Consider the following 26,208-nt stretch of genomic DNA (forward strand, 5'->3'; position numbering starts at 1 on the left):
CATGAATTATACATACCCGTCGCACCCGGGACAAACCCAGGCGATATGTGACCTTCATCCCGCGTCCGTCGCATCCCGGGGTTAGACTCCTTTGGCAGCCCAGCTGCGCCCCGGCTGGACGCCCCGGCGTTCCTACCGCACCTATCCGCTCAATAAATAAGGAAGTTTCATGCGCGCTCTCACTCTTGCCCTGATGCTGGCTGCCCCGTTGACCCTGTCGGTCCCGGCGGCCCACGCCTTCAACCCGTTCGGTGCCTACGTCACCGGCACCGAGATCACTCCGGCGCAGATGGATGCAGCGGAGATCGGCAAGACCACCCAGAAGCAGGTCAGCGAGGCCTTTGGAGCACCCAATCGCCGCGAGCAGCTGGGCGACACCCAGGTCTGGTACTACGACTTCACCAAGATCAAGAGCTTCGGCAAGAACATCAACGAATCGACCGTCTTCGAATTCAACAAAGCCGGCGTGCTGACCGCCAAGTCCAAGAGCAACGGCACCGGTGGCGCCAAGACCGGCAACCCGCTGCTCGATGCCGCCAACGGCAAGTAAGCCCTGCAGCAGATGCATTCCCGGACGGGGCGCCCATGAGCGCCCCGTCTGCGTGCGGGCCGGCGAAAAAACGATGCACACGCTGACACGAAGGCTACACACACCGCTGTAACCTTGCGTTCCAAGCCTGCCGGGTCATTGCCGGGTGCTGGATCGCCGATACTGGGCAGGATCCGGGGCCGGAGTGCCACCGGCAAACGCAAGCAGGTCCGCCCATGCGGGCCAGTGCAAGCCATCCGCAAGAGGAGTCATCCCGCATGAGCGATTCGTTCTCCACCCGCAGCCAGCTGGACGTCGGCGGTAAGACCTACGACTACTTCAGCCTGCCCACGCTGGGCCGGCGCTTCGACATCTCCCACCTGCCCTACTCGATGAAGATCCTGCTGGAGAACCTGCTCCGGCACGAGGATGGCGGCGTCACCGTCGGCAAGGATCACATCGAAGCCGTGGCCCGCTGGAACCCGGCGGCCGAACCGGACACCGAAATCGCCTTCATGCCCGCGCGCGTGGTGCTGCAGGACTTCACCGGCGTGCCCTGCGTGGTCGACCTAGCCGCGATGCGCGATGCCGTGGTCAAGCTCGGCGGCCGCCCCGAACAGATCAATCCGCTGATTCCCTCCGAGCTGGTCATCGACCACTCGGTGCAGGTGGATGTGTTCGGCAAGCCCGACGCACTGGACCTCAACGGCAAGATCGAATTCCAGCGCAACCAGGAACGCTACGGCTTCCTGCGCTGGGGTCAGAAGGCCTTCGACAACTTCAAGGTGGTGCCGCCCAACACCGGCATCGTCCACCAGGTCAACCTGGAAAACCTGGCCCGCGTGGTGATGACCGCGGACAAGGACGGCAAGGCCATCGCCTATCCGGACACGGTGTTCGGCACCGACAGCCATACCACGATGATCAACGGCATCGGCGTGCTCGGCTGGGGCGTGGGCGGCATCGAGGCCGAGGCGGCCATGCTCGGCCAGCCCTCGTCGATGCTGATCCCGCAGGTCGTCGGCTTCAAGCTGACCGGCAAGCTGCCCGAAGGCGCTACCGCCACCGACCTGGTGCTGACCGTCACCCAGATGCTGCGCAAGCTCGGCGTGGTCGGCAAGTTCGTCGAGTTCTATGGCGACGGCCTGCAGCACCTGCCCCTGGCCGACCGCGCGACCATCGGCAACATGGCTCCGGAATACGGCGCTACCTGCGGCATCTTCCCGATCGACAACGAATCGCTGACCTACCTGCGCCTGTCCGGCCGCAGCGAAGAGCAGATCGCCCTGGTTGAAGCCTATGCCAAGGCGCAGGGCCTGTGGCACGACGCCAACAGCCCGCATGCGCAGTACAGCACCACGCTGGAACTGGACATGGGCACGGTCAAGCCCTCGCTGGCCGGCCCCAAGCGTCCGCAGGACCGCGTGCTTCTGGAAGACGTGCAGAAGAACTACCGCGACGCCCTGGTCGGCATGACCGCCAACCGTGACAAGCGCAGCGAGGATGTCTCCACCTTCGTCAATGAAGGCGGCGGCGCCGCCGTGGGCAACGAGCAGCTGGCCAAGGGCTACGCCGACATCGAGATGGACGGCAGGAAGGTGCGGCTGAAGGATGGCGCGGTGGTCATCGCCGCCATCACCTCGTGTACCAACACCTCCAACCCGGCGGTGATGATCGGCGCCGGCCTGCTCGCCCGCAACGCGGCCGCCAAGGGCCTGGACCGCAAGCCGTGGGTCAAGACCTCGCTCGGCCCAGGCTCGCGCGTGGTCACCGACTATCTGGAAAAGGCCGGCGTTCTCACCGAGCTGGAAAAGATCGGCTTCTATGTGGTCGGCTATGGCTGCACCACCTGCATCGGCAATTCCGGCCCGCTGCCGACCGAAGTCAGTGCCGGCATCGCCAGTGGCGACCTGGTGGTGACCTCGGTGCTGTCGGGCAACCGCAACTTCGAGGGCCGCGTGCATCCCGAAGTGAAGATGAACTACCTGGCCAGCCCGCCGCTGGTGGTGGCCTACGCCATCGCCGGTACCACCGACATCGACCTGACCAGCGAACCGCTGGGCACCGGCAGCGATGGCCAGCCGGTGTACCTGCGCGACATCTGGCCAAGCAACAAGGAGATCGGCGACGTCATCGCCGCCACCGTCGGCCCGGAAATGTTCAAGCAGAACTACGCCGACGTGTTCAAGGGCGATACCCGCTGGAACACCATCGCCTCGCCGGACGGTGATCTGTACGAATGGAGCGATGCGTCCACCTACATCAAGAACCCGCCGTACTTCGACGGCATGACCATGCAGGTCGGCACCATCGATGACGTGCACGGCGCGCGGGTGATGGGCCTGTTCGGCGATTCGATCACCACCGACCACATCTCTCCGGCCGGCAACATCAAGAAGGATTCGCCGGCGGGCCGCTTCCTGCAGGAGCGCGGCGTGCAGCCGGCCGACTTCAACAGCTACGGCAGCCGCCGTGGCAACGATGACGTGATGGTCCGCGGCACCTTCGCCAACATCCGCATCAAGAACCTGATGTTCGGTGGCGAAGAAGGTGGAAACACCCTGTACTACCCGGCCAACGGCGGCCAGCCGGAAAAGCTGGCGATCTACGACGCGGCGATGAAGTACAAGGCCGACAAGGTGCCGCTGGTGGTGCTGGCCGGCAAGGAATACGGCACCGGGTCTTCGCGCGACTGGGCCGCCAAGGGCACCCTGCTGCTGGGTGTGAAGGCCGTCATCGCCGAAAGCTTCGAACGCATCCATCGTTCGAACCTGGTCGGCATGGGCGTGCTGCCGCTGCAGTTCCGCAACGGTGAAAACGCACAGTCGCTGGGCCTGGACGGTTCGGAAGTGATCGATGTCACCGGCCTGCAGGATGGCGCCAGCAAGCGCGCTACGGTCACCGCGACCAAGGCCGATGGCACGAAGAAGACCTTCGAAGTCTCGGTGATGCTGCTGACCCCGAAGGAAGTGGAGTACTTCCGCCACGGCGGCCTGCTGCAGTACGTGCTGCGTCAGCTGGCCAGCAAGTAACGCATCAACTGTAGAGCCGAGCCCACGCTCGGCTACATCGCCACAGCATCAGCCGAGCATGGGCTCGGCTCTACAAGAAGAAGGGCCGGATCCTCACGGATCCGGCCCTTTTCTTTATACGTTCATGGGCGCACACCAAACAGATGCCACGCGATCCGCTGCGGTGGCCCATGCGCATCCAGAAAGCCCAGCCCTTCCTCCCATAGCGTGTGCCCGTCGGCCGCATCGACATTGATGACCTGCACCACCATCACACCTCCCGCATGTGGAGTGTCCTCCATGCGGTAGCAGACCGCACCCTGGCCATTGCGATACAGGTTGAACTGGAATCCCGACGGGCACTGCACGCCGGTCACCTGATAGCCGCTGACCACCCCACTGCCCATGGCATTCATGTGGATCGAGTAGAGCGCCAGCCCGCCCGCATGCGGAGCCAGCTGCAGGCGCACCGGTGCGGTTTCGCCCAGCAGCAGTACCGGGAAATCCAGCTGCACAGGAGGGGCGGCCACTGCCGCCGGCAGGCAGCAAAGGGAGAAAATCAGGGAAAGAACCAGGGTACGGACCATCGCTCGACTCCTTCAGAAGCATGTCGAGCGATGATTGCAGTCGGCAGGTGCGGTTGTCTTTCAGAGAATGACGAAATCCCCGTCACCATCCCTATCGCCGAGGCGCATCCGGGTCGGTACGCAGCGCCTTCAACAGGCCCCACATGTAGAACGCCAGGATGAAGGAGAACGGCAGGCCGCACAGCACCACCGCCGTCTGCATCGCGCTGAAGTTGCCAGCCAGCAGCAGGCCGACGCTGGCCACGGTGATGCCCGCCGCCCAGAACACGCGGAGCCAGATCGGCGCGTCATGCCCGTCCTCCACGCCATCATCGACACGCCGGGTACACAGGTTGGCGATCATCAGCGTGCCCGAATCAACGGGGGTCAGGAACAACACGAAACCGATCACCACCGCCGCACCGGCGATGTAAGGCGCCGCGGGCAGATACTCCAGCAGCTTGAACAGCGTCATCGCCGCATCATGCTGGGCCACTTCGCCCAGCACCGCCTGGCCGTGGTTCAGCACCAGGTCGATGGCGGTGTTGCCGAAGATCGACAGCCACGCCAGGGTGAAACCCAGCGGGATCAGCAGCACGCCCATGATCACTTCACGAATGGTGCGGCCACGCGAGATGCGCGCGACGAACAAACCCACGAACGGTGCCCAGGCAATCCACCACGCCCAGTAGAACAGCGTCCACGAGCCCATCCACTCACGCCCCTTCGGGTCATTGAGGTACATGTCGAAGCTCTTGCGCACGAACGCGCCCAGGTAGTCGCCGGTGTTCTGCACCAGGCCATCGAACAGGTGCAGGGTCGGCCCAGTCACCAGCACGAACAGCAGCAGCAGGCACAGCAGCCGCACGTTGAGGTTGGACAGCCAGGCGATGCCCTTCTCCACACCGGCAACGACGCCGATGGTGGCCACGACCATCATCACCAGCACGATCGCCACCAGCACCTGCGGCGTATCCGGGATGTGGAACAGGTAGACCAGGCCGGACTGCACCACCAGCGCACCGATGCCGAGGTTGGTGACCATCGAGATCAGCGTCGCCAGGATGCCGAAGCCATCGACCATGTCACCGATGCGGCCATGGATGCGCTCGCCGAAGATCGGGTACAGCGCCGAACGCAGCGCCAGCGGCAGGTTGCGGCGGTAGGCGAAGTAGCCCAGCGCCACGCCGACCAGGGCGTACAACGCCCAGCCATGCAGGCCCCAGTGCAGGAAGGTCAGCACCATCGCTTCGCGGCCGGCCGCGACCGTGCCGCCGGGCTGCCCGGGCGGAGCGAGGAAATGGTCCAGCGGCTCGTAGGCGCCGTAGTAGAGCAGCGCGATGCCGATGCCGGCCGAGAACAGCATCGACACCCAGGCCACGTAGCCGAACGCAGGCGACTCCTCGTTATGGCCCAGGCGGATGCGGCCATACGGCGAGAACGCCAGCCATAGCACGAAGCCCAGGCAGGCCACGATCAGCAGCATGTACCACCAGCCGAACGCCGCGGAGACCTCGGCCTGCGCCCATTGCAGCCAGTGCTCGCTGGCCTCCGGGAAGAACACGGTCAACGCACCGAGGATGCCGATGGAGACCGACGAACTGAAGAACACGAAACGGTTCAAGCGCAGGGGCGAGCGCTTGGGATGAGCCAGGGAAGACATGGGGTCGTCTCATCAGTCCAGGGAGGCACATGGGCGGGGCCGGACCGGAAACCGGGCCCATGGCGTGGGGGCGCGACCGGCATCGTAGGGTTTATTGATTGAACGTTCAATCAATAAAAAGTATGATCTTCACCAGCCCGGCATCCCGGGTCGCAATCCGTGGAGAGACAATGCCGAAGAAAGGCGTGGAACCGGTCCGCCGCGAGCAGCTGATCCGGGCCACTTTCCAGACCATCGACGAGATCGGCATGGCCGATGCCACCGTCGCTACCATCGCCAAGAAGGCCGGCCTGTCCAGCGGCATCGTCGCCCACTACTTCGGCGACAAGGACGGCCTGCTCAATGCGGCGATGCGGCAGATCCTGCGCGAGCTGAAGGCCGCCGTCGCCCGCTATCGCGACGCCGCGTCCGATGACGCACGTTCACAGCTTCGCGCCATCGTCGATGGCAACTTCGACGACAGCCAGACCAACGGAACCGCCATGCGTGTATGGCTGACGTTCTGGGCCGCGAGCATGCACCAGCCGGAACTGACCCGGCTGCAGCGTGCCAACGACCAGCGACTGTTCTCCAATCTCTGCCACCAGTTCAACCGCCAGTTGCCCCATGCGCAGGCACGCCTGTCCGCTCGCGGACTGGCCGCGATGATCGACGGCCTGTGGCTGCGCGGCAGCCTGGTCGGCGGTGACTTCAACGCCGACAAGGCACGTCGCATCGCCTACGGCTATATCGATTTCCAATTGCAGGCCAACGCGCCCTGAACGCGCCACGAACCCGCCCCACCCCTTCCAGGAGCAAGCCGATGACCACCCTGCCCGTGCAACAGCTCTACATCCACGGCCGCCGCGTCGACGCCACCAGTGGCAAGACCTTCCAGACCATCAACCCGGCCACTGGCCAGGTACTGGCCGACGTGCAGATCGCCAGCCAGGCCGATGTCGAGCGCGCGGTTGAAAGCGCAAGCGAAGGCCAGAAGGTGTGGGCAGCGATGACCGCGATGGAGCGCTCGCGCATCCTGCGCCGCGCCGTCGAGATCCTGCGCGAGCGCAATGACGAGCTGGCCCATCTGGAAACCCTGGATACCGGCAAGGCTTTGGCCGAAACCACCACGGTGGACATCGTCACCGGCGCCGACGTACTGGAGTACTACGCCGGCCTGGCCACTGCCATCGAAGGCATCCAGCTGCCGCTGCGCGAATCGAGCTTCTTCTATACCCGCCGCGAGCCGCTGGGCGTGGTCGCCGGCATCGGCGCCTGGAACTATCCGATCCAGATCGCCATGTGGAAGTCGGCCCCGGCCCTGGCCGCCGGCAATGCGATGGTGTTCAAGCCGTCCGAAGTGACCCCGCTGACCGCGATCAAACTCGCCGAGATCTACACCGAAGCGGGCGTGCCGGACGGCGTGTTCAATGTCGTGCAGGGCCCAGGCCGCGAGATCGGCAACTGGCTGACCGAGCACCCGGTGATCGAGAAGATCTCCTTCACCGGCGGCGTCGCTACCGGCAAGAAGGTCATGGCCAGCGCTGCGTCGTCGTCGCTGAAGGAAGTGACCATGGAACTGGGCGGCAAGTCGCCGCTTGTGATCTGTGACGACGCCGATCTGGACCGTGCCGCCGACATTGCGGTGATGGCCAACTTCTTCAGCTCCGGGCAGGTCTGCACCAACGGCACCCGCGTGTTCGTGCCGCGCAGCATGCTGGCCGCGTTCGAAGCCGCCGTGGTGGAGCGCGTCAAGCGCATCCGCATCGGCGACCCGATGGCCGCCGAGACCAACTTCGGCCCGCTGACCAGCTTCCCGCATATGGACAACGTGCTGCGCTTCATCGAAAGCGGCAAGAGCGAAGGCGCGCGCCTGCTGACCGGCGGCGGTCGCGCGACCGACGGCGCCCTGGCCGAGGGCGCCTATGTGCTGCCGACCGTATTCTCCGACTGCCGCGATGACATGACCATTGTCCGGGAAGAAATCTTCGGGCCGGTGATGAGCATCCTCGCCTACGACGACGAGGACGAAGTGGTGCGTCGTGCCAACGACACTACCTTCGGCCTGGCCGCAGGCGTGGTCAGCAAGGACATCAGCCGCGCACATCGCATCATCCACCGCCTGGAAGCCGGCATCTGCTGGATCAACACCTGGGGCGAGTCGCCCGCCGAAATGCCGGTGGGTGGTTACAAGCAGTCCGGCGTCGGCCGCGAGAACGGCATCTCCACCCTTGGCCACTACACCCGCATCAAGTCGGTGCAGGTCGAACTGGGCGACTACGCCAGCGTGTTCTGACCGGCGCGCCCTGAGCACCGCCCATCGTCCGGCCACCGCGCCGATCCGACATTCCGCCGGGACGCCTGCATGCAGCGCGCCCGGCCTGCAGGAGAGCAACCATGAGCACCCATAACGAGTACGACTACATCATCATCGGCGCCGGTTCGGCCGGCAACGTGCTGGCCACCCGCCTCACCGAAGATGCCGATGTCAGCGTGCTGCTGCTGGAAGCCGGTGGCCCGGACTACCGGCTCGACTTCCGTACCCAGATGCCCGCCGCACTGGCCTTCCCGCTGCAGGGCCGCCGCTACAACTGGGCGTACAAGACCGATCCCGAGCCCTTCATGAACAACCGCCGGATGGATTGCGGTCGTGGCAAGGGCCTGGGCGGTTCGTCGCTGATCAACGGCATGTGCTACATCCGCGGCAACGCGATGGACTACGACAACTGGGCCGGCATGCCGGGCCTGGAAGACTGGACCTACCTGGACTGCCTGCCGTACTTCCGCAAGGCCGAAACCCGCGACATCGGCCCCAATGACTACCACGGCGGTGACGGCCCGCTGCGCGTCACCACGCCCAAGGCCGGCAACAACGAACTGTTCGCAGCAATGGTCGAAGCCGGCGTGCAGGCCGGTTACCCGCGCACCGACGATCTCAATGGCTACCAGCAGGAAGGCTTCGGTCCGATGGACCGCACGGTCACCCCGAAGGGCCGCCGCTCCAGCACCGCGCGTGGCTACCTGGACCTGGCCAAGCCGCGTCCGAACCTGACCATCGTCACCCACGCGCTGACCGATCGCATCCTGTTCTCGGGCAAGCGCGCCGTGGGCGTGCAGTGGCTGCACAACGACCAGCCGCAGCGCGCCACCGCCCGCCGCGAAGTGCTGCTGTGCGGCGGCGCCATCGCCTCGCCGCAGATCCTGCAGCGCTCCGGCGTCGGCCCGGCCGACCTGCTGCGCAGCCTGGACATCGACCTGGTGCATCACCTGCCCGGCGTCGGCGCCAACCTGCAGGATCATCTGGAAATGTACCTGCAGTACGAGTGCAAGAAGCCGGTTTCGCTGGCCCCGGCACTGAAGCTGTACAACCAGCCGGCGATCGGCGCCGAATGGCTGTTCCTGGGCACCGGCATCGGCGCCAGCAACCAGTTCGAGGCGGGCGGCTTCATCCGCAGCGATGCCGAATTCGACTGGCCCAACCTGCAGTATCACTTCCTGCCGGTGGCGATCAATTACAACGGCTCCAACCCGATCAAGGCGCACAGCTTCCAGATGCATGTCGGCTCGATGCGCTCGCCCAGCCGCGGCCGCATCCACGTGCGCTCGAAGGATCCGCGCGAAGATCCGAGCATCCTGTTCAACTACATGTCGCACGACCAGGACTGGCGCGAATTCCGCTCGGCGATCCGGATCACCCGCGAAATCTTCGCGCAGCCGGCGCTGGCACCGTACAGCGGCCGCGAGATCTCGCCGGGCAGCGCGCTGCAGACCGATGCGCAGATCGATGCGTTCGTGCGCGAGCATGCCGAGACCGCCTACCACCCGTCGTGCTCGAACAAGATGGGTCACGCCGATGATCCGATGGCGGTGGTCGACGGCCAGGGCCGCGTGCACGGCCTGGAAGCCCTGCGCATCGTCGATGCCTCGATCATGCCGCAGGTGGTCACCGGCAACCTCAACGCGCCGACCATCATGATCGCCGAGAAGCTGGCCGATGTGATCCGTGGCCGCACCCCGCTGCCGCGCAGCACCGCGCCGTACTACAAGGCCAACGGCGCTCCCGTGCGCAGCCGCGGCTGACGCGGCTGCTCCGCCGGGCATGACCCGGCGCTACCGGCACCTTTGCCCCTTCGGTAGCGCCGGGCCATGCCCGGCGTCTTTTGCCGCATCCAGCCGCTACGCGGCGGGCCTCTTCGCGTTTTCCCTACGGGACGGTATGCTGCGGAGAGCGGTTCTGGCGGATACTGTCCGCGCCGCACCCATCATTACGATTCCTGGAGGGGGAATATGAGTCTGGATCGTCCCTGGCTGCAGAGCTATCCGAAAGGCGTTCCCGCCGAAATCGACGTCAACGAGTTCCATTCGGTAGTTTCGGTCTTCGACGCGTCCGTCGCGAAGTACCGCGACCGACCGGCCTACTCCAGTTTCGGCAAGACCCTCACCTACGGTGAGACCGACGCCCTGGTCGAACAGTTCGCCGCTTACCTGCTGGGCGAGCTGAAGCTCAAGAAGGGCGACCGCGTCGCCCTGATGATGCCCAACTGCCTGCAGTACCCGATCGCCACCTTCGGCGTGCTGCGTGCCGGCCTGACCGTGGTCAACGTCAACCCGCTGTACACCGCGCGCGAGCTGAAGCATCAGCTGGTCGATGCCGGCGTGACCGCACTGGTGGTGGTGGACAACTTCGGCGACACCGTCGAACAGGTCATCGCCGATACCCAGGTCAAGCAGGTCATCACCACCGGCCTGGGCGACCTGCTCGGCGCCAAGGGCGCGATCGTCAACTTCGTGCTCAAGTACATCAAGAAGATGGTGCCCAACTACCATCTGAAGGGCGCGATCCGCTTCAAGCAGGCGCTCAAGCTGGGCAGCCGCCACACCCTGCCGAAGGTCGAGATCGACCACGACGACGTGGCGTTCCTGCAGTACACCGGCGGCACCACCGGCGTGGCCAAGGGCGCGATGCTGACCAACCGCAACCTGATCGCCAACATGCAGCAGGCCTCGGCCTGGATCAGCGCGTCGGGCATCGAGATGGGCAAGGAATGGATCATCACCGCCCTGCCGCTGTACCACATCTTCGCGTTGACGGCGAACGGGCTGGTCTTCATGAAGTTCGGCGGCTGCAACCACCTCATCACCAACCCGCGTGACATGAAGGGCTTCGTCAAGGAGCTCAAGTCGGTGCGCTTCACTGCGATCACCGGCGTCAACACGCTGTTCAACGGCCTGCTCAACACCCCCGGCTTCGATACGGTCGATTTTTCCTCGCTGAAGGTGACCCTGGGCGGCGGCATGGCCGTGCAGCGTGCGGTCGCCGAGCGCTGGAAGAAGACCACCGGCGTCACCCTGGTCGAGGCCTACGGCCTGACCGAGACCTCGCCGGCGGCCTGCATCAACCCGCTTACCCTGGCCGAGTACAACGGCTCGATCGGCCTGCCGATCCCCTCCACCGATGCCTGCATCAAGGACGACAACGGCAACATCCTGGCGCTGGGTGAAGTGGGCGAACTGTGCATCCGCGGCCCGCAGGTGATGAAGGGCTACTGGCAGCGCCCGGAGGAAACCGCCAAGGCCATCGACGCCGACGACTGGCTGCACACCGGCGACATGGCGAAGATGGACGAGCACGGCTTCTTCTACATCGTCGACCGCAAGAAGGACATGATCCTGGTGTCCGGCTTCAACGTGTACCCGAATGAAGTCGAAGACGTGATCGCGATGATGCCGGGCGTGCTGGAAGTGGCCGCAGTGGGCGTACCGGACGAGAAGTCCGGCGAGGTGGTCAAGGTGGTCATCGTCAAGAAGGACCCGAACCTGACCGCCGAGATGGTCAAGGAACACGCCCGGGCCAACCTGACCGGCTACAAGCACCCCAGAATCGTTGAATTCCGAAAAGAGCTGCCGAAGACCAACGTCGGCAAGATCCTGCGTCGCGAACTCCGCGATACGCCCGCCCCGTAAGGGTTTGCGGAAAGTTGAACGCGCTCAGGCCCGGGTCGGCAACGACCCGGGCCTTTTCGCGTGCGCGGGCCCGGGGCCGGTGTAGCATCGCCGCGTGAGTGGACCGTTCGGCCCGCCGGCCACCACCTTGATCTGCGGGCCGCACCGCCGAGGACCCTTCCATGAGTACCATCGAAAAGCTGCCGAGCAGCGGCTCGCCCTATGCCACCATCCGCACCCAGGACAGCGCCGACGGCGCCGCCCACTGGCTGTTCATGCACGCCGATGCCTCCACCGGCGTGCGTCCCTGCTGCCGGAAGGACATGCTGGACGAGATGTGGAGCTACATGAGCGCCATCACCCGCAGCCCGGCACAGCGCCACAGCGGCCAGCTGCGCCATTTCGTGCTGGCCTCCGACGCCGCTGCCTACAACCTGGGCGGTGACCTGGACCTGTTCACCCGCCTGATCCGCGAAGGCAACCGCGACCTGCTGCTGACCTACGCCCAACGTTGTGTGGAGGGTGTGCACCACCTCCACACCGGCTTCGGCGGCGACGTCCGCTCGATCGCCCTGATCCAGGGCGATGCACTCGGTGGCGGCCTGGAAATGGCCCTGGCCTGCCACACCATCGTGGCCGAGGAAGGCTGCGGCATGGGCCTGCCCGAAGTGCTGTTCGGCCTGTTCCCGGGCATGGGTGCCTACTCGTTCCTGTGCCGCCGGGTGGCACCGCAGCTGGCCGAGAAGATCATCCTCGACGGCCGTGTCTACAGCGCCGAGGAGATGCACGCGATGGGCGTGGTCGACGTGCTGGTCAGGAAAGGTGAGGGCCGCGGTGCAGTCGAAGAGATGATCCGCCAGCAGCAGCGTCTGCCGCAGTCGTACCTGGCGATGAATGCCGCGCGCAACCTGGCACAGGCGGTCAGCTATGACGAACTGCTGGAAATCACCAAGGTCTGGGTCGATTCGGCACTGGCCCTGGGCGACCGTTCGCTGCGCACCATGGACCGTTTGATCAAGGCGCAGACCCGACGCGCCAATCTGGATGTGGCCTGATACGTTCCCCTCCCCCGCAGGGTTCAAGCCCGGCTGGCCACCGGGCTTTTTTTATGGCCCTTGCGCGCATGGGCAACCCGCCGCACAGGCGAGGCAGAACCGGCGCTAGCGTTCGCCGTCGTCGGCCACGCCGCGCGCCTTGCGTTCGGCGCGTGCATCAAGCGCCTGCCGGCCTTCCTTGATCGCACCCTGCAGCACCGCAAGACGCTGCCGCCATTCGGCCTTGAGCTGCCAGTCGGCCATCCGCATCAACTCACCCGCACGATTGGACGCGCGCACCAGGCCCAGGTTGCTGGCTACGCCCTTGATCGCGTGCGACTGCTCGCGGAAAGCGCCCCAGCGGGCCGCTTCGCCGTCACCTTCGGCCTTGCGCAGGCACGACTCGGCATCGTCCAGGCACTGCCGGATGAACTCGCGCTCGAAACCTTCGCCCATTCCCAGCGATGCCAGCTCATCCAGCACGCCGGTATCAAGCACGCCATCGAGGTTGGTGGCGGTGCGCACGATCGGCGCCGCGCTTGCCTTGAGCTGGGCGTTGTTGGCGATCTCGGCCAGCGTGTCCAGCAGCCGCACAGCCACCACAGGCTTGGCCAGGAACGCGTGTGCACCGGCCTGGGTACAACGCTGGATCGCTTCGGGCGTGACGTCGGCGCTGAGCACCAGCACCGGCGTGCGCGGGCCGCCACCGGCCTGCATCACCCGCAGCTCCTTCAACATGTCCAGGCCACTCATGCCCGGCATGTGCAGATCGACGATGGCCGCGTCGAACTCGCTTTCAGCCAGTGCGTCGAGCACCGCCTCGCCACCATCGACGCACAGCACCTTGTGCCCGGCCTTCTGCAGCAGCCGCTGCAGCACCATGCGGTTGGCCTCGTGGTCGTCGGCGACCAGGATCTGCATGCTGCGTACGCGCGCGCGATGGCGCAGGAACGGATCGGCAAAGGCGATGACATTGCCGCCGGCACCGGCTTCGTCGCCCGCAGCGAGGGTCGGCACCGCACCCGGCACCACCGGCTGCGGTGGCGCGAACGGCAGTTCCACCCAGAAGTGGCTGCCCTGCGGCGGGTTGTCCAGGTAACCGATCTCGCCGTCCATCGCTTCGACCAGCCCCTTGGCGATGGTCGTGCCCAGGCCGGTACCTTCATGGCGACGGGCCATGCTGACGTCGGCCTGCTCGAAGGCCTCGAACAAGCGCGGGCGCATCGCCGGTGCGACGCCAATGCCGGTGTCGAGAATGTCGAAACGCAGCCGCACTCCACCCTGCGTGTCGGCATGGACAACGCTGACGCGGATCTCGACGCGGCCGTGGTCGGTGAACTTGACCGCATTGCCGGCGAGGTTGAGCAGGATCTGCCGCAGATGCCCGACATCGCCGCGCAGCGTCGGCGGGACGGTCTCTGCTACCTTCACCCGATAGTCCAGGCGCTTGGCCTTGGCCTGCGGCAACAGGATCAGGCCGATGGCCTGGATCACTTCGGAAAGAACGAAATCCTCGGCAACGACGCGCAGCTTGCCGGCCTCGATCGCCGAGATGTCCAGCACTTCCTCGACCAGCGCCAGCAGGCTGCGCGATGACGCCTGGATGGTACTCACGCACTCACGCTGCTCGTCATCCAGGCGCGTGGTGGCCAACACTTCTGTCATGCCATTCAATCCATTGAGTGGGGTGCGAAACTCGTGGCTCATGTTGGCCAGGAATCGACTCTTGGCTTCGCTGGCGCGCCGCGCTTCGGCCATCGCCTCGGTCAACTGCCGCAGCAGCGTGGAAAAATACAGCGGAACCGCCGCAAGGCCAAGCCACAGTCCGATGGCCAGGCGTGCGTTCTGCTGCCAGTACGGCGTGGACAGCGCGGTGCTGCCGAAGCTGACCATCGCCATCGCCACGGCCACATACAGGTAGTGATTGCCGAAGCGCATGCCGTTGCCGACCGTCACCCACATCACCACGATGTAGACCCACGACAGTGGCTCACCCATCTGGATCATGCCGGCGGCGATCAGGCCATAGTCGGCCAGCATGCCCAGTACGCGCCGGGGATCGGAGCGTTCCGGTCGCCACAGCAGCCAGCCGAACAACAGCAGCGACAGGCTCAGGCCGGTCAGCACGATCGCCAGCACACCGACATACTGGGCGTGCGGCAGTTCATGCCGCGCCGAAGGCAACAACACGTACGCCAGGATCAGGCTGATCAGGATGATGCGGACGATCTGCTGCCCGTGCTCGCTGTCCTGGCGCTGGGACAGGCGCAACCGCAATCGCGACAGCAGACGTTTCACGCGCCCAGTCCCGGCCGTGCGGAGGCGGTGGAGTGCTCGGCGCAGATCTGCTCCAGCTGCTCACGTCCGCGCAGCAACGCATCCACGCAACGCGGATCGAACAGTCGCCCGCGCTGGGCGTACAGGTAAGCCATGGTGGCTTCCATCGTCCACGCTTCCTTGTAGGGGCGCGGCGAGATCAGCGCATCGAACACGTCGGCCACGGCAACGATGCGTGCCTCCAGCGGAATCGCGTCGCCGACCAGGCCATCGGGATAACCACTGCCGTCGTAACGCTCATGGTGGCGCAGCGCGATCAATGCACCGACCTGGATGAAGCGGTTCTGGCTGCCACTGAGCAGTTCATGGCCAATGCGCGGATGCCGGCGCATGATCGCCAGCTCCTCATCATTGAGCTTGCCCTGCTTCAGCAGCACCGCATCGGGAATGGCGATCTTGCCCATGTCGTGCAGCGGCGCGGCCATTTCGATCAGCTTGACGTCGTCTTCCGGCAGGCCAAGCTGCTCGGCGATCAAGCCAGCCACGCGCGCCATCCGTTCGAGATAGGCACTGGTGCCGGCATCACGGAACTCGATCGCACGTGCCAGCCGCGAAAGCGTCTCGCGCTCGCGCTCCTCCACTTCATGCATGCTGGCCAGCAGCCGCTGTTCCAGTGACAGCGCGCGCTGCTTCACGTTTTCGGTCTGCTGACGCAGCTGCAGCAGGTTGTAGCAGCGTGCGCGCAGCTCTCGCGGGCGGATCGGCTTGACCAGGAAATCGATCACCCCGGCTTCGAGCGCCGCCTGGCGGATCGGCTCGTCGCCGACCACGGTGATCAGGATCACCGGAATATCGCGGTGTTTGGGCAGCCGACGGAAGCGGCGGGCGAATTCCAGCCCGTCCATCTCCGGCATGCGGTAATCGAGAAGCAGCAGGTCGACCGGATACGATTCGCACCATGCCAACGCGGTCAACGGATCGCCGAAGTCATGCACGCTCAGTTCCGGCGCGATGTCCTCGATGACGTGACGAAGCATCGTCCGTGCGGAAGTCTGGTCGTCGACGATGACGATGTTCAAGGCGTTCTCTGCCTGCTTTCTCGACCATGCTGAAAGGTCAGCGGGCGAGGATACCCCGCCGCTGTGCACGCTGGCACCCTGCATCGGCTCGACTCCCGTCACAAGCTCCCCGATTCATGATCGTCGTCACAATGTGAAGCGAATTCTCCACATTGCGGCCTCCCCTGACGCCATCAAGCCATAGCCGGTGTCAAGGTTGTGCAATAACGATACGCCGAGTGCGGGATGCGTCAATGGCGCCGTCTCAAACCGGGACGGCGCGCACAAACAGACACCGAAAAACGCCGGTTACTGCTCCGGACGCATGTACGGGAACAGCAGTACGTCGCGGATCGAGCTGCTGCCGGTCAGCAGCATCACCAGGCGATCGACGCCGATGCCAAGGCCGCCGGTCGGCGCCATGCCGTACTCCAGCGCACGGATGTAGTCGGCGTCGTAGTGCATGGCCTCGTCGTCGCCGCCTTCCTTCGCCGCCACCTGGGCCTGGAAGCGCTGGGCCTGGTCTTCCGGGTCGTTCAACTCGGAGAAGCCGTTGGCCAGTTCCTTGCCGTTGACGAACAGCTCGAAGCGGTCGGTGTAGCCCGGATCGTTGTCGTTCGCGCGGGCCAGCGGCGAGACCTCTACCGGGTGATCGGTGATGAAGGTCGGCTGGATCAGGGTATGCTCGACGGTGGCTTCGAAGATCTCAAGCAGCAGTTTGCCCCAGCCGTAGGACGGCTTGACGCGGATCTTCAAGCGCTCGCAATGGCGCAGCAGCGCGTCACGGTCGGTGCAGTCGGCCGCGGTGATTTCCGGGTTGTGGTGGCGCACGGCTTCGTCCATGCGCCAGCGGCGGAAGGCCGGGCCCAGGTCGATGTTGGCGCCGTCCCACTCCACCGTGGTGGAGCCGTTCACCGACTGTGCCACGTCACGGATCACGCCTTCGGTGAGGTCCATGATCTCGTTGTACGTGGCATACGCCTCGTACAGCTCCATCATGGTGAATTCCGGGTTGTGGCGGGTGCTGACACCTTCGTTGCGGAAGTTGCGGTTGATCTCGTAGACGCGCTCCAGGCCACCGACGGTCAGGCGCTTGAGGTACAGCTCCGGCGCCACGCGCAGGTACAGGTCAAGGTCCAGCGCGTTGTGGTGGGTGGTGAACGGCTTGGCCGCCGCGCCGCCGGGGATGTAATGCATCATCGGCGTCTCGACTTCGAGGAAGTCGCGGTTGTCCAGCCATGCACGCATCGCACGGATGATCTTCGAGCGCTTGATGAAGACCGCACGCGACTCCGGGGTCACGATCAGGTCGACATAGCGCTGGCGGTAGCGCTGCTCGACGTCGGCCAGGCCGTGCCACTTGTCCGGCAGCGGGCGCAGCGACTTGGTCAGCAGGCGGATCGACTCGGCCTTGACCGACAGCTCGCCGGTCTTGGTACGGGTCAGGCCACCTTCGACCGCAATGATGTCGCCCACGTCCCAGCCCTTGAAGGCGGTGTAGGCATCGCCCAGCACGCTGCCCTGCAGGAACAGCTGGATGCGGCCGGATTCGTCCTGGATCTGGGCGAAGCTGGCCTTGCCCATGACCCGCTTGGCCATCAGGCGACCGGCCATCTTCACTTGGCGGCCGTTGCCTTCCAGGGTTTCGGCGGTCCACTGTTCCGCGTCGGCGAACTCATCCTGCAGGCTGCCGGCGAAGTCCTCGCGACGGAAGTCGTTCGGGTACGCGATGCCCTGCCCACGCAGCGCTTTGAGTTTCTCACGGCGCTCGGCGATCAACTTGTTTTCGTCGACGGGGGGGGTATCGGTAGCTTCGCTCATGGATCTGCGGGAATCGTGTAGTGAGGGGGAGTCTTGCGCCCGGCACAGCCGGTTGCCCAGCATACCAAAAGCGCCCTGCCCCGGCCTCGGCGGAACCGGTAGCGCCGGGCCATGCCCGGCGGTCGTTCTCCGGAAATCCGCCGGGCATGGCCCGGCGCTACCCAACCATCCGCACCTACCCGTTCCCGGGGAATGCCTGCCGCAGCTCGTCCACCAGCACCCGCTGGTTCTCCGAATAATCAATCGGCACCGACACCAGGTGCACGCCGCCCGCCGTGAACGCCGCTTCCAACGTCGGAATGAACTGCTCGATCGCCGTCACCTCATGCCCCTGACAGCCATAGGCCTCGGCGTATTTGACGAAGTCCGGATTGCCGAAGGTCATGCCGTAGTCGGCAAAACCATCCACCGCCTGCTTCCAGCGGATCATGCCGTAGGCACCGTCGTTGAGGATCAGCACCACCAGATTCAGTCCCAGCCGACGCGCGGTCTCCAGCTCCTGGCTGTTCATCATGAAACCGCCATCGCCACACACCGCCAGCACGCGGCGCTGCGGGTACAGGATCGAGGCCATGATCGCCGACGGCAGCCCCGCCCCCATCGTTGCCAATGCGTTGTCCAGCAACAGCGTGTTCGCCACCTGGGTGCGGTAGTTGCGCGCGAACCAGATCTTGTACATGCCGTTGTCCAGCGCCACGATGCCGTCCGGCGGCATCACCTGGCGCACGTCATGCACCAGCCGCTGCGGCGTGAAGCCGGCCTCTTCGGCACGATCGGCGATGTGCTCCAGGATCGTCGCGCGCAACGGCAGCAGCGCAGCGGCGTTGTCGACCTTGCCTTCGATACGGTCGGCCAGCAGGGTCAGCGAGCGGCCGATATCGCCGATCACCTCCACCTGCGGGAAGTACACCTGCTCTACCGCGGCCTGCGAATACCCGATGTGGATGACCGTGCGGCCACCCGGGCGCATCACGAACGGCGGCTTCTCCGTCACCTCGTGGCCAATGGTCACGATCACATCGGCCTGGTCGATGGCCATGTGCACGTAGTCGCGCTCGCTCAGCGCCGCCGTGCCCATGTACAGGCCCGAGCCGCCGGCCACCGCGCCTTTGCCCATCTGCGTGGTGACGAACGGAATGCCGGCGCGCAGCACGAACGCCGACAGCGCCTCGCTGGACTGCGGCCGCGAGGCCGCCGAGGCGATCACCAGCAGCGGACGCTTGGCATCGCGGATGATCTGCGCCGCGCGGTCCAGCGCCTCGGGGCTGGCAATGGGCCGATCCACCGGGTGCGGCGGGATCAGTGCGACGTCCTCGACCTCCATCGCCGCGATGTCCTCGGGCAGTTCCAGCAGCACCGGGCCGGGACGCTCTTCCAGAGCGGTGCGGAACGCCTCGCGGACGATGGTCGGGATGGTGCGTGCCGAGACGATCTGCCGTGCGGACTTGGTCAGCGGCTTCATCGTGCTGACGATGTCGACGATCTGGAAGCGCGCCTGCTTGCTGGCAACGATGCCCTTCTGCCCGGTGATCATGATCACCGGCCACGCGCCGAGCAGCGCATAGGCCGCACCGGTGGTGAAGTTCAGAGCGCCCGGGCCGAGCGTGGCCAGGCAGACGCCCGGCTTGCCGGTCAGGCGGCCGTAGGTGGCGGCCATGAACACGGCAGCCTGTTCGTGGCGGGTGATGACCAGCTCGATGCTGGAGTGGCGAAGCGACTCGACGACATCGAGGTTCTCTTCACCGGGAATGCCAAAAATGCGCTCGACGCCCTCGTTTTCGAGTGCGGCGACGAGCAGATCGGAACCCTTGGACATGGAATGACGTCCTTCTCGCAGTGCGTGATGATGGAACGTTGCAGGGATGCTGACAGCAAGCGTGGATGGCCCGCGTCAACGGCGGTCGAACCACACCGTCTGCGCGTTGACGAATTCGCGGATACCGAAGTGCGACAGTTCGCGGCCGAAGCCACTTTTCTTCACGCCGCCGATCGGCACGCGCGGATCGGAGGCCGAGAAGCCGTTGACGAACACGCCACCGGTCTGCAGCCGGCGCGCCAGCTGCATCGCACGGGCGTGGTCGCCCGTCCACAGATTGCCGCTGAGCCCGAACTCGCTCTGGTTGGCCAGTTCCACCGCATGGTCGGCGTCGCGCGCGCGGCTGATCGAGGCCACCGGCCCGAAGGTCTCGGTGTCGAAGGCCTGCATGCCCGGCTCGACGCCGGCCAGCACGGTAGGTGCATAGAAGCTGCCGGGGCGATCAAGCTGCTTGCCGCCGACCAGCAACTGCGCTCCGGCCTCGACCGAGGCGCGCACCTGAGCATCAAGCTGTTCAAGCAGGTCCTGGCGGGCCATCGGGCCGATCCGGTTGCCGGCCTCGCGGCCATCGCCCACGGTCAGCGCCTGCACGCGCTCGCAGAACAGCGCCACGAAACGCTCATACACGGCGTCTTCGACGATGATGCGCTTGCCGGCAATGCACACCTGCCCGGTGTTCTGGAAGCGCGAGGCCACCGCGGCATCGACTGCGGCGTCCAGGTCGGCGTCGGCCAGCACGATGAACGGATCCGAGCCACCCAGTTCAAGCACCACCTTCTTCAGCGCCTGCCCGGCCTGCGCGGCGATGCTGCGCCCCGCGGCAACGCTGCCGGTGAGGGTCACTGCCGCGATGCGGTCATCGGCGATGGCAGCACTGGTGCCCTCGCGGCTGATGTTGGCGGCAATGAAGGTGCCCTCCGGCAGGCCCGCATCGCGCCACGCAGCGGCGAGCAGCCCGGCGGTGCCGACGATGTTTTCGGCAGGCTTCAGCAGGAAGCCATTGCCGCCCATCAGGATCGGAACGGCCGCGCGCATCACCTGCCAGTACGGGAAGTTCCACGGCATGATGCCGAGCACCACGCCTAGCGGCAGGTAGGAAACATGGGCCTTGTTGTCGGCCACCGCGGTCGGCTCGTCGCGCAGGAACGCCGCGCCGTTGTCGGCGTACCAGTCGCACAGCACCGCGCACTTCTCGATCTCCGCCAGCGACTCGGCGTGGACCTTGCCCATCTCGGCGGTGGCCAGCGCGGCCAGGGGCTCGCGGTCGCGACGCAGCACGGCTGCCATCGCACGCAGCACGCCCGCGCGTTGTTCGAGTGACTGCGCACTCCAGGCAACAAAGCCGGCCTGGCCGCGATCAAGGATCGCTTCCAGCTCGGCGTCAGTGGCGAAGGGGTGGCTGGCGATCTGCTGGCCGGTGGCCGGGTCGCGGGAAATGGCAGCGGGGGCTGCGGGAGAAGCGGACATGCAGGTCTCCTGTTGTCTCGACAACGGGCGGCTGCCCGTTTACTGACAAGGAATGTGGACCCGATCAGCGGAGGCAACAAGGCGTCTGTTTATCCTGTGACCTGCACTTACCTGCCTGAATGGGGTTAGGGTTATCGGCAGGGCTGCGCCCTGCACCCGCAGAGGCAACAGCAACAGCGGAAGCAACAGCAACAGCGGCACTCCGTGGGATGGCGGGGTGGGTCCGGTGGCGGGAGACGCCGTAAACCCATCCATGGGGGCTTGGCCGCGGCATCCATGCCGCGGACACTCCCGCCACCGGACCCACCCCGCCTTCGACAATTTCCTGCTGCTGTTGGTAGGTGTCGACCTTGGTCGACACGGTAGATCCACGCCATGCGTGGATGAATTTCCATCGAGATCGAATATCTCGAATTGAAACCGAGAAGCATCCACGCATGGCGTGGATCTACCCGATCGCGGGGATCTGTCAGAGGCGGGGCGGTGTCGGATTGCGGGGTGTCCGCGGCATGGATGCCGCGGCCAAGCCCCCATGGACGGGTTCACGGCGTCCCCGTAATCCGACACCGCCCCGCCAACCCACGGAAAGCCCGCTGTTGCTGTTGCTGTTGCTTCGGCTCTGGCCTCTGCAGGTGCAGGGCTGCAAGCCCTGCCGAACAACCCCCTACCTGCGCGGCAGGTAGGTCACCAGTGACAGGTCATGCCGGCTCTCCGGCACCAGCGCCACGTACTGCAGGTCCAGCAACCCGCGCGTGGGATGGTTCAGCTTCTTGGCACCTTCGTCGAAACGACGGACATCGTGTTCCGGCCACCACTCACGGAACTGCTCGCTGTGCGTGCCGATGTCCTCGGCCAGCGCCAGGAACGGCGCCTTGTCCGGTGCCTGCGCCATCGCTGCGCGGAAGCTGGCCAGCAGGCCGCGGGTCATTTCTTCCCAGTTGAGGATCAACGTTCTGTACGGCGGATACAGGAACATCAGCCGCAGCGTATTGCGCTCATGCGGCGCCAACTGACCGTAGTCGACAAACAGGTCGGCGATGGCCGGATTCCAGGCCAGGATGTCGAAACGGGTATTGCGCACGTAGGCGGGGATCGGCTGCATCGCCTCCACCAGTTGACGCAGGCCGTCGGTCACCGTCTCGTCGGGCGATTCCAGCGGCACCCCGTAGCCGGACAGCGCGAACGCGTAGGCGCGCTCGTCATCGCTCATCCGCAGCACCTGCGCCAGGCGCTCCAGCACCTCGGGCGAGGCCCGCACTTCGCGGCCCTGCTCGATCCAGGTGTACCAGCTGACGCTGACCCCGATCGCCAGCGCGACTTCCTCGCGCTTCAGGCCCGGCGTGCGCCTGCGCCCCGCTGGCAGCCCCAGTGTTGCTGGCTCGACCCGCGCGCGGCAGGCCTTGAGAAAGCCACCCAGTTCCTTGCGTTCGGCTTCACTGCGCATCATCACCCTGCCCTGCAGGTTTCAACAGCATTGCGGGACGCCCATGACGTCCCGCAATACAGGGCCCGGGCAGCGGACGGTACCGCTGTCGCCGGGCACGCATCAGGCATCGATGCGCTTGGAGCCAACCGCCAGGCCGGCCTTCAGGCTGGCCTCGACGAACTCGTCCAGGTCACCATCGAGCACCTTCTGCGTATCCGAACGCTCGATGCCGGTGCGCAGGTCCTTGATACGGCTCTGGTCGAGCACGTAGTTGCGGATCTGGCTGCCCCAGCCGATGTCGGACTTGGTGGCTTCCACCGCATCACGCTCGGCATTGCGCTTCTGGATTTCCAGCTCGTACAGCTTGGCGGCCAGCATCTTCATCGCGTTGTCGCGGTTCTGGTGCTGGCTGCGGCCGGTCTGGCAGGCCACGACCGTGTTGGTCGGAATGTGGGTGATACGCACCGCCGACTCGGTCTTGTTGACGTGCTGACCACCCGCACCGGACGAGCGGTACACATCGGTACGCAGATCGGCCGGGTTGATGTCGATTTCGATGTTGTTGTCTACTTCCGGCGACACGAACACCGAGGTGAAGCTGGTATGGCGGCGGTTGTCCGAGTCGAACGGCGACTTGCGCACCAGGCGGTGCACGCCGGTCTCGGTCTTCAGCCAGCCATAGGCGTAATCACCTTCCACGCGCAGCGTGGCCGACTTGATGCCCGCGACGTCGCCACCGGACACTTCCATCAGCTCGGTCTTCCAGCCACGCGATTCGCACCAGCGCAGGTACATGCGCAGCAGGATCTCGGCCCAGTCCTGGGCTTCGGTACCACCGGCGCCGGCCTGGATGTCGACGAACGCCGGGGCGGTGTCCATCTGGCCGGAGAACATGCGCTGGAACTCCAGCTTCTCCACGTGCGCCTGGTGCTTGTCCAGGTCGGCCACCACGGCCAGCGCGGTGTCCTCGTCCTGCTCGGACTCGGCCAGCTCCAGCAGTTCGGTGGCGTCGCTCAGGCCTTCCAGCACCGCGGCGATACCACCCACGGTCTTTTCCAGGGTCGAGCGCTCGCGCCCCAGGTTCTGGGCGTACTCGGCGTTGTTCCAGACGTCGGGGCTTTCCAGCTCCCGCGTTACTTCTTCAAGACGCTCTTTCTTGGCGTCGTAGTCAAAGATACCCCCGGAGCGACAACACGCGATCGGTCAGATCGGCGATGCGCTGGCGGACAGGATTCAGTTCGATCATGTCGGCGGTTTTGCATTCAAAAGATGACTGCAAATGATACCGCAGCCCGGAGTGAACCGGCGCAAAAGCCGGGTTCGAACTGCCCCGGCCCTACCCGCCCAGTGCCTGCCGCAGCAGCGGCAGCTGGCGCCGGCTGCACGGCACCCGGGCCCCGTCAGCCATGTGCAGCAAGGCCTCGCCGCCATCCAGCGGCTCGATCGAGCGCAGCTGGTCACGGTTGACCAGCCAGCTGCGGTGGCTGCGCAGGAACAGGACCGGGTCCAGCCGCGCTTCCAGCACCGCCATGGTGATCCGCAGCGGGTAGTCATGGCCGCGCACCCGCAGGTTCACGTAGTTGCCGGCGGCCTGGGCGTACTCGACGTCGGCCGTAGCGACAAGGAACTCCTTGCCCAGCTTGCGTACCAGGAAATGGTCGGGACGATCGACCGGCTCGACCGGCGGGCCCTCATCGGGGGCGGCCAGCAGGGTCGCTTCACCCTGCCGGCGACGACCGAACCAGGCCACGGCATGTACCGCCGAGACCAGCAGCGCGTAGGTCTGGATGTCCTTGAAGAACTCATAGAACCATTGCGCCGGCCAGTCACCGAAGGTGTAGTGGCTGCCAAGCAAGGTGTGCGCGGCCTTGCGCAGCAGGACCATTCCACTCACGTGCAGCAGCCACCACGCGACCGCACCCAACAGGTACGGCATCAGCCGCTGCCGCCAGGTGTCGGCGTGCAGCGGCCAACGCGAAGCGGCGCGGATCAACAACGCCAACAGCAGCAGCGACACCAGCGCGCTGCTGAACTCGTCGATCGTCGTCGCCATCCATTGCGAGGGCAGTCCATCGCGCGCCGCCATCATCACCTTGGCCAGCACGTTGGCCGCCGCCGTCCCCAGGAAGAGTACGACCCAGAACACGGCTACCTGCCGTCCTTGCCTGCTGCTGCCCATTGGTTCGCCACGCACTTGCGGGTCCTGCTGGTTGTGCTCGTCCATCACTGGATTATCGCCAACCACGGCCCCGGTGACGTACGCCATTCGTCCCCCAGCCCCGCCATTGGACCCTGCGGGACCTCCAGCCACCCCCTCCTGATGGTGACACCGCGGCAGGTCTTCCACCCTGCAACGACACCAACACGGATAGCGCCATGACCCGCCGCCACGACCTCGACACCCTGCGCATCGGCGCCTTCGGGCTGCTGATCCTCTACCACGTGGCCATGGCGTACGTCGCCGGATGGGACTTCCACCTCAAGAGCAGCCACACGGCCGGATGGCTGCAGTGGCCGATGATCGCGCTGAATCGTTGGCGCATGCCGCTGCTGTTCGCGATCTCGGGCATTGCGCTGGGCCTGTGCCTGCCCGCGCACGGACGGTGGCGGTTCGCGTTGCGGCGCGGCTGGCGGTTGTTGTTGCCGCTGTTGTTCGGCATCGTCGCGGTCGTTTCGCTGCAGGCCTATTGTGAGGCGGTGGACCAGGGCGACATAACGCCGGGGCTCGGTGCCTTCCTGTGGCGCTACTGGCAATTCCGGCCGTGGCCGGGCGCCAGCTTCAGCGGTGCCGCCTATGGCTTCACTTGGAACCACCTGTGGTACCTGGCCTATCTGATCCCCTACACGCTGCTGACGATCCTGTTGGCCAGCGTAGTGCGGCCGCTACGCCACCGCCTGCCGGGCCTGCATCTTCGCGACCGCTGGATCGCCACGCTGGGCCTGCTGCTGCCGGTGCTGTGGCTGGCGTGGGCACTGCTGGTCATCCTGCCCACGCATCCGCCAACCCATGCGCTGGTCGATGACCTGTATGTCCACGCCGAATCTCTGCCCCTGTTCCTCGGCGGCTTCCTTGCAGCGCGCTGGCAGCGTGGATGGGATCTGCTGGTGCGTGGCCGGCGGTTGACGCTGCTGCTGGCCGTGATCGGGCTGACTGTCGAACTGGGCATCCGCGCACTGGCCCGGATACCCGATGTTGGCGATCTGCCGGAATGGGTACTGTCGCTGCCATGGGCGCAGACCGAGCGCGTCGGCCGCGCGGCGTACACCTGGTGCGCCCTGCTGGCCATCTTCGGCTGGGCGCAGGTTCTGCTTGCACGTCCATGGCGTGGCCTGGGCTACTGCCGCGAAGCGGTCTTCAGCTGGTACATCCTGCACCAGACCGTGCTGATCGTACTGCTGTACTGGCTGCGGCCGCTGCAGCTGGGCGCTTGGCTGGAGCCGGTGCTGGTGATCATCGGCACCGTCATCGGCTGCCTGTTGATCCACAAACTGCTGGTGCGCCGAGTGCGCTGGCTGCGGCCGCTGTTCGGGCTGCGTGCCGATCCACCGGAGTCACCGATCGCACGCGCCGCAACAGCACGGTTGTAGAGCCGAGCCCACGCTCGGCTGCTTCTGCCA

At 65.6% G+C, this 26,208-nt stretch carries 18 protein-coding genes; 8 read left to right on the plus strand and 10 right to left on the minus strand.

The annotated features are described in order from the left end of the window. Positions 1–169: 169 nt before the first annotated feature. Both bamE and acnA read left to right on the plus strand, forming a co-directional pair. The gene (bamE, locus tag MRBLST15_RS03485; RefSeq protein WP_089240964.1) at positions 170–550 is read left to right on the plus strand and encodes an outer membrane protein assembly factor BamE domain-containing protein; all 381 of its coding nucleotides are present in this window, start codon (positions 170–172) and stop codon (positions 548–550) included. A 257-nt stretch (positions 551–807) separates the two neighbouring features. Continuing rightward, positions 808–3,561 carry an aconitate hydratase AcnA gene (gene acnA, locus MRBLST15_RS03490; protein WP_367785232.1) on the plus strand — a complete coding sequence of 918 codons (2,754 nt, stop codon included), beginning with the start codon at positions 808–810 and terminating at the stop codon, positions 3,559–3,561. 122 nt (positions 3,562–3,683) lie between these two features. Here the strand turns inward: acnA and MRBLST15_RS03495 are convergent, their stop codons facing one another. Beyond that, complete coding sequence (locus MRBLST15_RS03495) at positions 3,684–4,127, minus strand: hypothetical protein (RefSeq protein ID WP_367785233.1); 444 nt, start codon at positions 4,125–4,127, stop codon at positions 3,684–3,686. Positions 4,128–4,218: 91 nt separating this feature from the next. Further along, a complete protein-coding gene (locus MRBLST15_RS03500; protein WP_312704883.1) occupies positions 4,219–5,769 on the minus strand; it encodes a BCCT family transporter in 1,551 nt (516 codons plus the stop codon). A gap of 170 nt (positions 5,770–5,939) precedes the next feature. On the opposite strand from MRBLST15_RS03500, the gene betI reads away from it, so the two are divergent. From betI to MRBLST15_RS03525, 5 genes are all read left to right on the plus strand, one after another. Continuing rightward, positions 5,940–6,530 (plus strand): transcriptional regulator BetI, encoded by a 591-nt coding sequence (gene betI, locus MRBLST15_RS03505; RefSeq protein ID WP_367785234.1) that lies wholly within the window; start codon positions 5,940–5,942, stop codon positions 6,528–6,530. Between the two features lie 41 nt (positions 6,531–6,571). Then, the gene (gene betB / locus MRBLST15_RS03510) at positions 6,572–8,044 is read left to right on the plus strand and encodes a betaine-aldehyde dehydrogenase (RefSeq protein ID WP_312704882.1); all 1,473 of its coding nucleotides are present in this window, start codon (positions 6,572–6,574) and stop codon (positions 8,042–8,044) included. Positions 8,045–8,145: 101 nt separating this feature from the next. Continuing rightward, positions 8,146–9,828 carry a choline dehydrogenase gene (gene betA, locus MRBLST15_RS03515; protein ID WP_265953469.1) on the plus strand — a complete coding sequence of 561 codons (1,683 nt, stop codon included), beginning with the start codon at positions 8,146–8,148 and terminating at the stop codon, positions 9,826–9,828. 207 nt (positions 9,829–10,035) lie between these two features. After that, positions 10,036–11,712 (plus strand): long-chain fatty acid--CoA ligase, encoded by a 1,677-nt coding sequence (locus MRBLST15_RS03520; RefSeq protein WP_367785235.1) that lies wholly within the window; start codon positions 10,036–10,038, stop codon positions 11,710–11,712. A gap of 161 nt (positions 11,713–11,873) precedes the next feature. Beyond that, positions 11,874–12,746 (plus strand): crotonase/enoyl-CoA hydratase family protein, encoded by an 873-nt coding sequence (locus tag MRBLST15_RS03525; RefSeq protein ID WP_367785236.1) that lies wholly within the window; start codon positions 11,874–11,876, stop codon positions 12,744–12,746. A gap of 105 nt (positions 12,747–12,851) precedes the next feature. Here MRBLST15_RS03525 and MRBLST15_RS03530 read toward each other — a convergent pair whose 3' ends face one another. The 8 genes from MRBLST15_RS03530 to MRBLST15_RS03565 all read right to left on the minus strand — a co-directional run bounded on the left by MRBLST15_RS03530 (position 12,852) and on the right by MRBLST15_RS03565 (position 24,769). Then, a complete protein-coding gene (locus MRBLST15_RS03530) occupies positions 12,852–15,023 on the minus strand; it encodes a response regulator (RefSeq protein WP_312704878.1) in 2,172 nt (723 codons plus the stop codon). Continuing rightward, positions 15,020–16,165 (minus strand): response regulator, encoded by a 1,146-nt coding sequence (locus MRBLST15_RS03535; RefSeq protein WP_025878945.1) that lies wholly within the window; start codon positions 16,163–16,165, stop codon positions 15,020–15,022. Before MRBLST15_RS03535 ends, MRBLST15_RS03530 begins: the two co-directional genes overlap by 4 nt. Before the next feature lie 204 nt (positions 16,166–16,369). After that, positions 16,370–17,881 carry a lysine--tRNA ligase gene (gene lysS / locus MRBLST15_RS03540; RefSeq protein ID WP_367785237.1) on the minus strand — a complete coding sequence of 504 codons (1,512 nt, stop codon included), beginning with the start codon at positions 17,879–17,881 and terminating at the stop codon, positions 16,370–16,372. A 175-nt stretch (positions 17,882–18,056) separates the two neighbouring features. Beyond that, a complete protein-coding gene (locus MRBLST15_RS03545; protein ID WP_099818359.1) occupies positions 18,057–19,697 on the minus strand; it encodes an acetolactate synthase large subunit in 1,641 nt (546 codons plus the stop codon). Between the two features lie 75 nt (positions 19,698–19,772). Further along, positions 19,773–21,164, minus strand: a complete 1,392-nt coding sequence (locus MRBLST15_RS03550; protein ID WP_367785238.1) for an NAD-dependent succinate-semialdehyde dehydrogenase — start codon at positions 21,162–21,164, stop codon at positions 19,773–19,775. 664 nt (positions 21,165–21,828) lie between these two features. Then, entirely contained in the window at positions 21,829–22,611 is a 783-nt protein-coding gene (locus tag MRBLST15_RS03555) for a helix-turn-helix transcriptional regulator (RefSeq protein WP_100465254.1), read from the minus strand. A 99-nt stretch (positions 22,612–22,710) separates the two neighbouring features. Further along, positions 22,711–23,836, minus strand: a protein-coding gene (prfB, locus tag MRBLST15_RS03560; protein ID WP_099818762.1) for a peptide chain release factor 2 whose coding sequence is annotated in 2 segments (ribosomal slippage) — positions 22,711–23,760 and positions 23,762–23,836 — 1,125 coding nt in all. Because the reading frame shifts where the segments join, the coding sequence is not laid out codon by codon here. Positions 23,837–23,926: 90 nt separating this feature from the next. Further along, on the minus strand, positions 23,927–24,769 hold the full coding sequence (locus tag MRBLST15_RS03565) for a LytTR family DNA-binding domain-containing protein (RefSeq protein ID WP_367785529.1): 843 nt from the start codon (positions 24,767–24,769) through the stop codon (positions 23,927–23,929). A gap of 197 nt (positions 24,770–24,966) precedes the next feature. Between MRBLST15_RS03565 and MRBLST15_RS03570 the strand changes: the two genes are divergently transcribed. Then, positions 24,967–26,178, plus strand: coding sequence for an acyltransferase family protein (locus MRBLST15_RS03570; RefSeq protein WP_367785239.1), 1,212 nt, complete (start codon positions 24,967–24,969; stop codon positions 26,176–26,178). Positions 26,179–26,208: the final 30 nt, after the last annotated feature.

It is taken from the genome of Stenotrophomonas sp. LST15-1-1.1 (assembly GCF_040815575.1).
Classification (GTDB): Bacteria; Pseudomonadota; Gammaproteobacteria; order Xanthomonadales; family Xanthomonadaceae; genus Stenotrophomonas; species Stenotrophomonas lactitubi_B.

What these genes read in the sequence shown, in the direction of transcription:
- MRBLST15_RS03555 (WP_100465254.1), bottom strand. Translation starts at nt 22,611, where the DNA reads ATGATGCGCAGTGAAGCCGAACGCAAGGAACTGGGTGGCTTTCTCAAG.
- betB (WP_312704882.1), top strand. Translation starts at nt 6,572, where the DNA reads ATGACCACCCTGCCCGTGCAACAGCTCTACATCCACGGCCGCCGCGTC.
- MRBLST15_RS03500 (WP_312704883.1), bottom strand. Translation starts at nt 5,769, where the DNA reads ATGTCTTCCCTGGCTCATCCCAAGCGCTCGCCCCTGCGCTTGAACCGT.
- betI (WP_367785234.1), top strand. Translation starts at nt 5,940, where the DNA reads ATGCCGAAGAAAGGCGTGGAACCGGTCCGCCGCGAGCAGCTGATCCGG.
- MRBLST15_RS03550 (WP_367785238.1), bottom strand. Translation starts at nt 21,164, where the DNA reads ATGTCCGCTTCTCCCGCAGCCCCCGCTGCCATTTCCCGCGACCCGGCC.
- MRBLST15_RS03545 (WP_099818359.1), bottom strand. Translation starts at nt 19,697, where the DNA reads ATGTCCAAGGGTTCCGATCTGCTCGTCGCCGCACTCGAAAACGAGGGC.
- betA (WP_265953469.1), top strand. Translation starts at nt 8,146, where the DNA reads ATGAGCACCCATAACGAGTACGACTACATCATCATCGGCGCCGGTTCG.
- MRBLST15_RS03525 (WP_367785236.1), top strand. Translation starts at nt 11,874, where the DNA reads ATGAGTACCATCGAAAAGCTGCCGAGCAGCGGCTCGCCCTATGCCACC.
- bamE (WP_089240964.1), top strand. Translation starts at nt 170, where the DNA reads ATGCGCGCTCTCACTCTTGCCCTGATGCTGGCTGCCCCGTTGACCCTG.
- MRBLST15_RS03520 (WP_367785235.1), top strand. Translation starts at nt 10,036, where the DNA reads ATGAGTCTGGATCGTCCCTGGCTGCAGAGCTATCCGAAAGGCGTTCCC.
- acnA (WP_367785232.1), top strand. Translation starts at nt 808, where the DNA reads ATGAGCGATTCGTTCTCCACCCGCAGCCAGCTGGACGTCGGCGGTAAG.
- MRBLST15_RS03565 (WP_367785529.1), bottom strand. Translation starts at nt 24,769, where the DNA reads ATGGGCAGCAGCAGGCAAGGACGGCAGGTAGCCGTGTTCTGGGTCGTA.
- lysS (WP_367785237.1), bottom strand. Translation starts at nt 17,881, where the DNA reads ATGAGCGAAGCTACCGATACCCCCCCCGTCGACGAAAACAAGTTGATC.
- MRBLST15_RS03535 (WP_025878945.1), bottom strand. Translation starts at nt 16,165, where the DNA reads ATGCAGGGTGCCAGCGTGCACAGCGGCGGGGTATCCTCGCCCGCTGAC.
- MRBLST15_RS03570 (WP_367785239.1), top strand. Translation starts at nt 24,967, where the DNA reads ATGACCCGCCGCCACGACCTCGACACCCTGCGCATCGGCGCCTTCGGG.
- MRBLST15_RS03495 (WP_367785233.1), bottom strand. Translation starts at nt 4,127, where the DNA reads ATGGTCCGTACCCTGGTTCTTTCCCTGATTTTCTCCCTTTGCTGCCTG.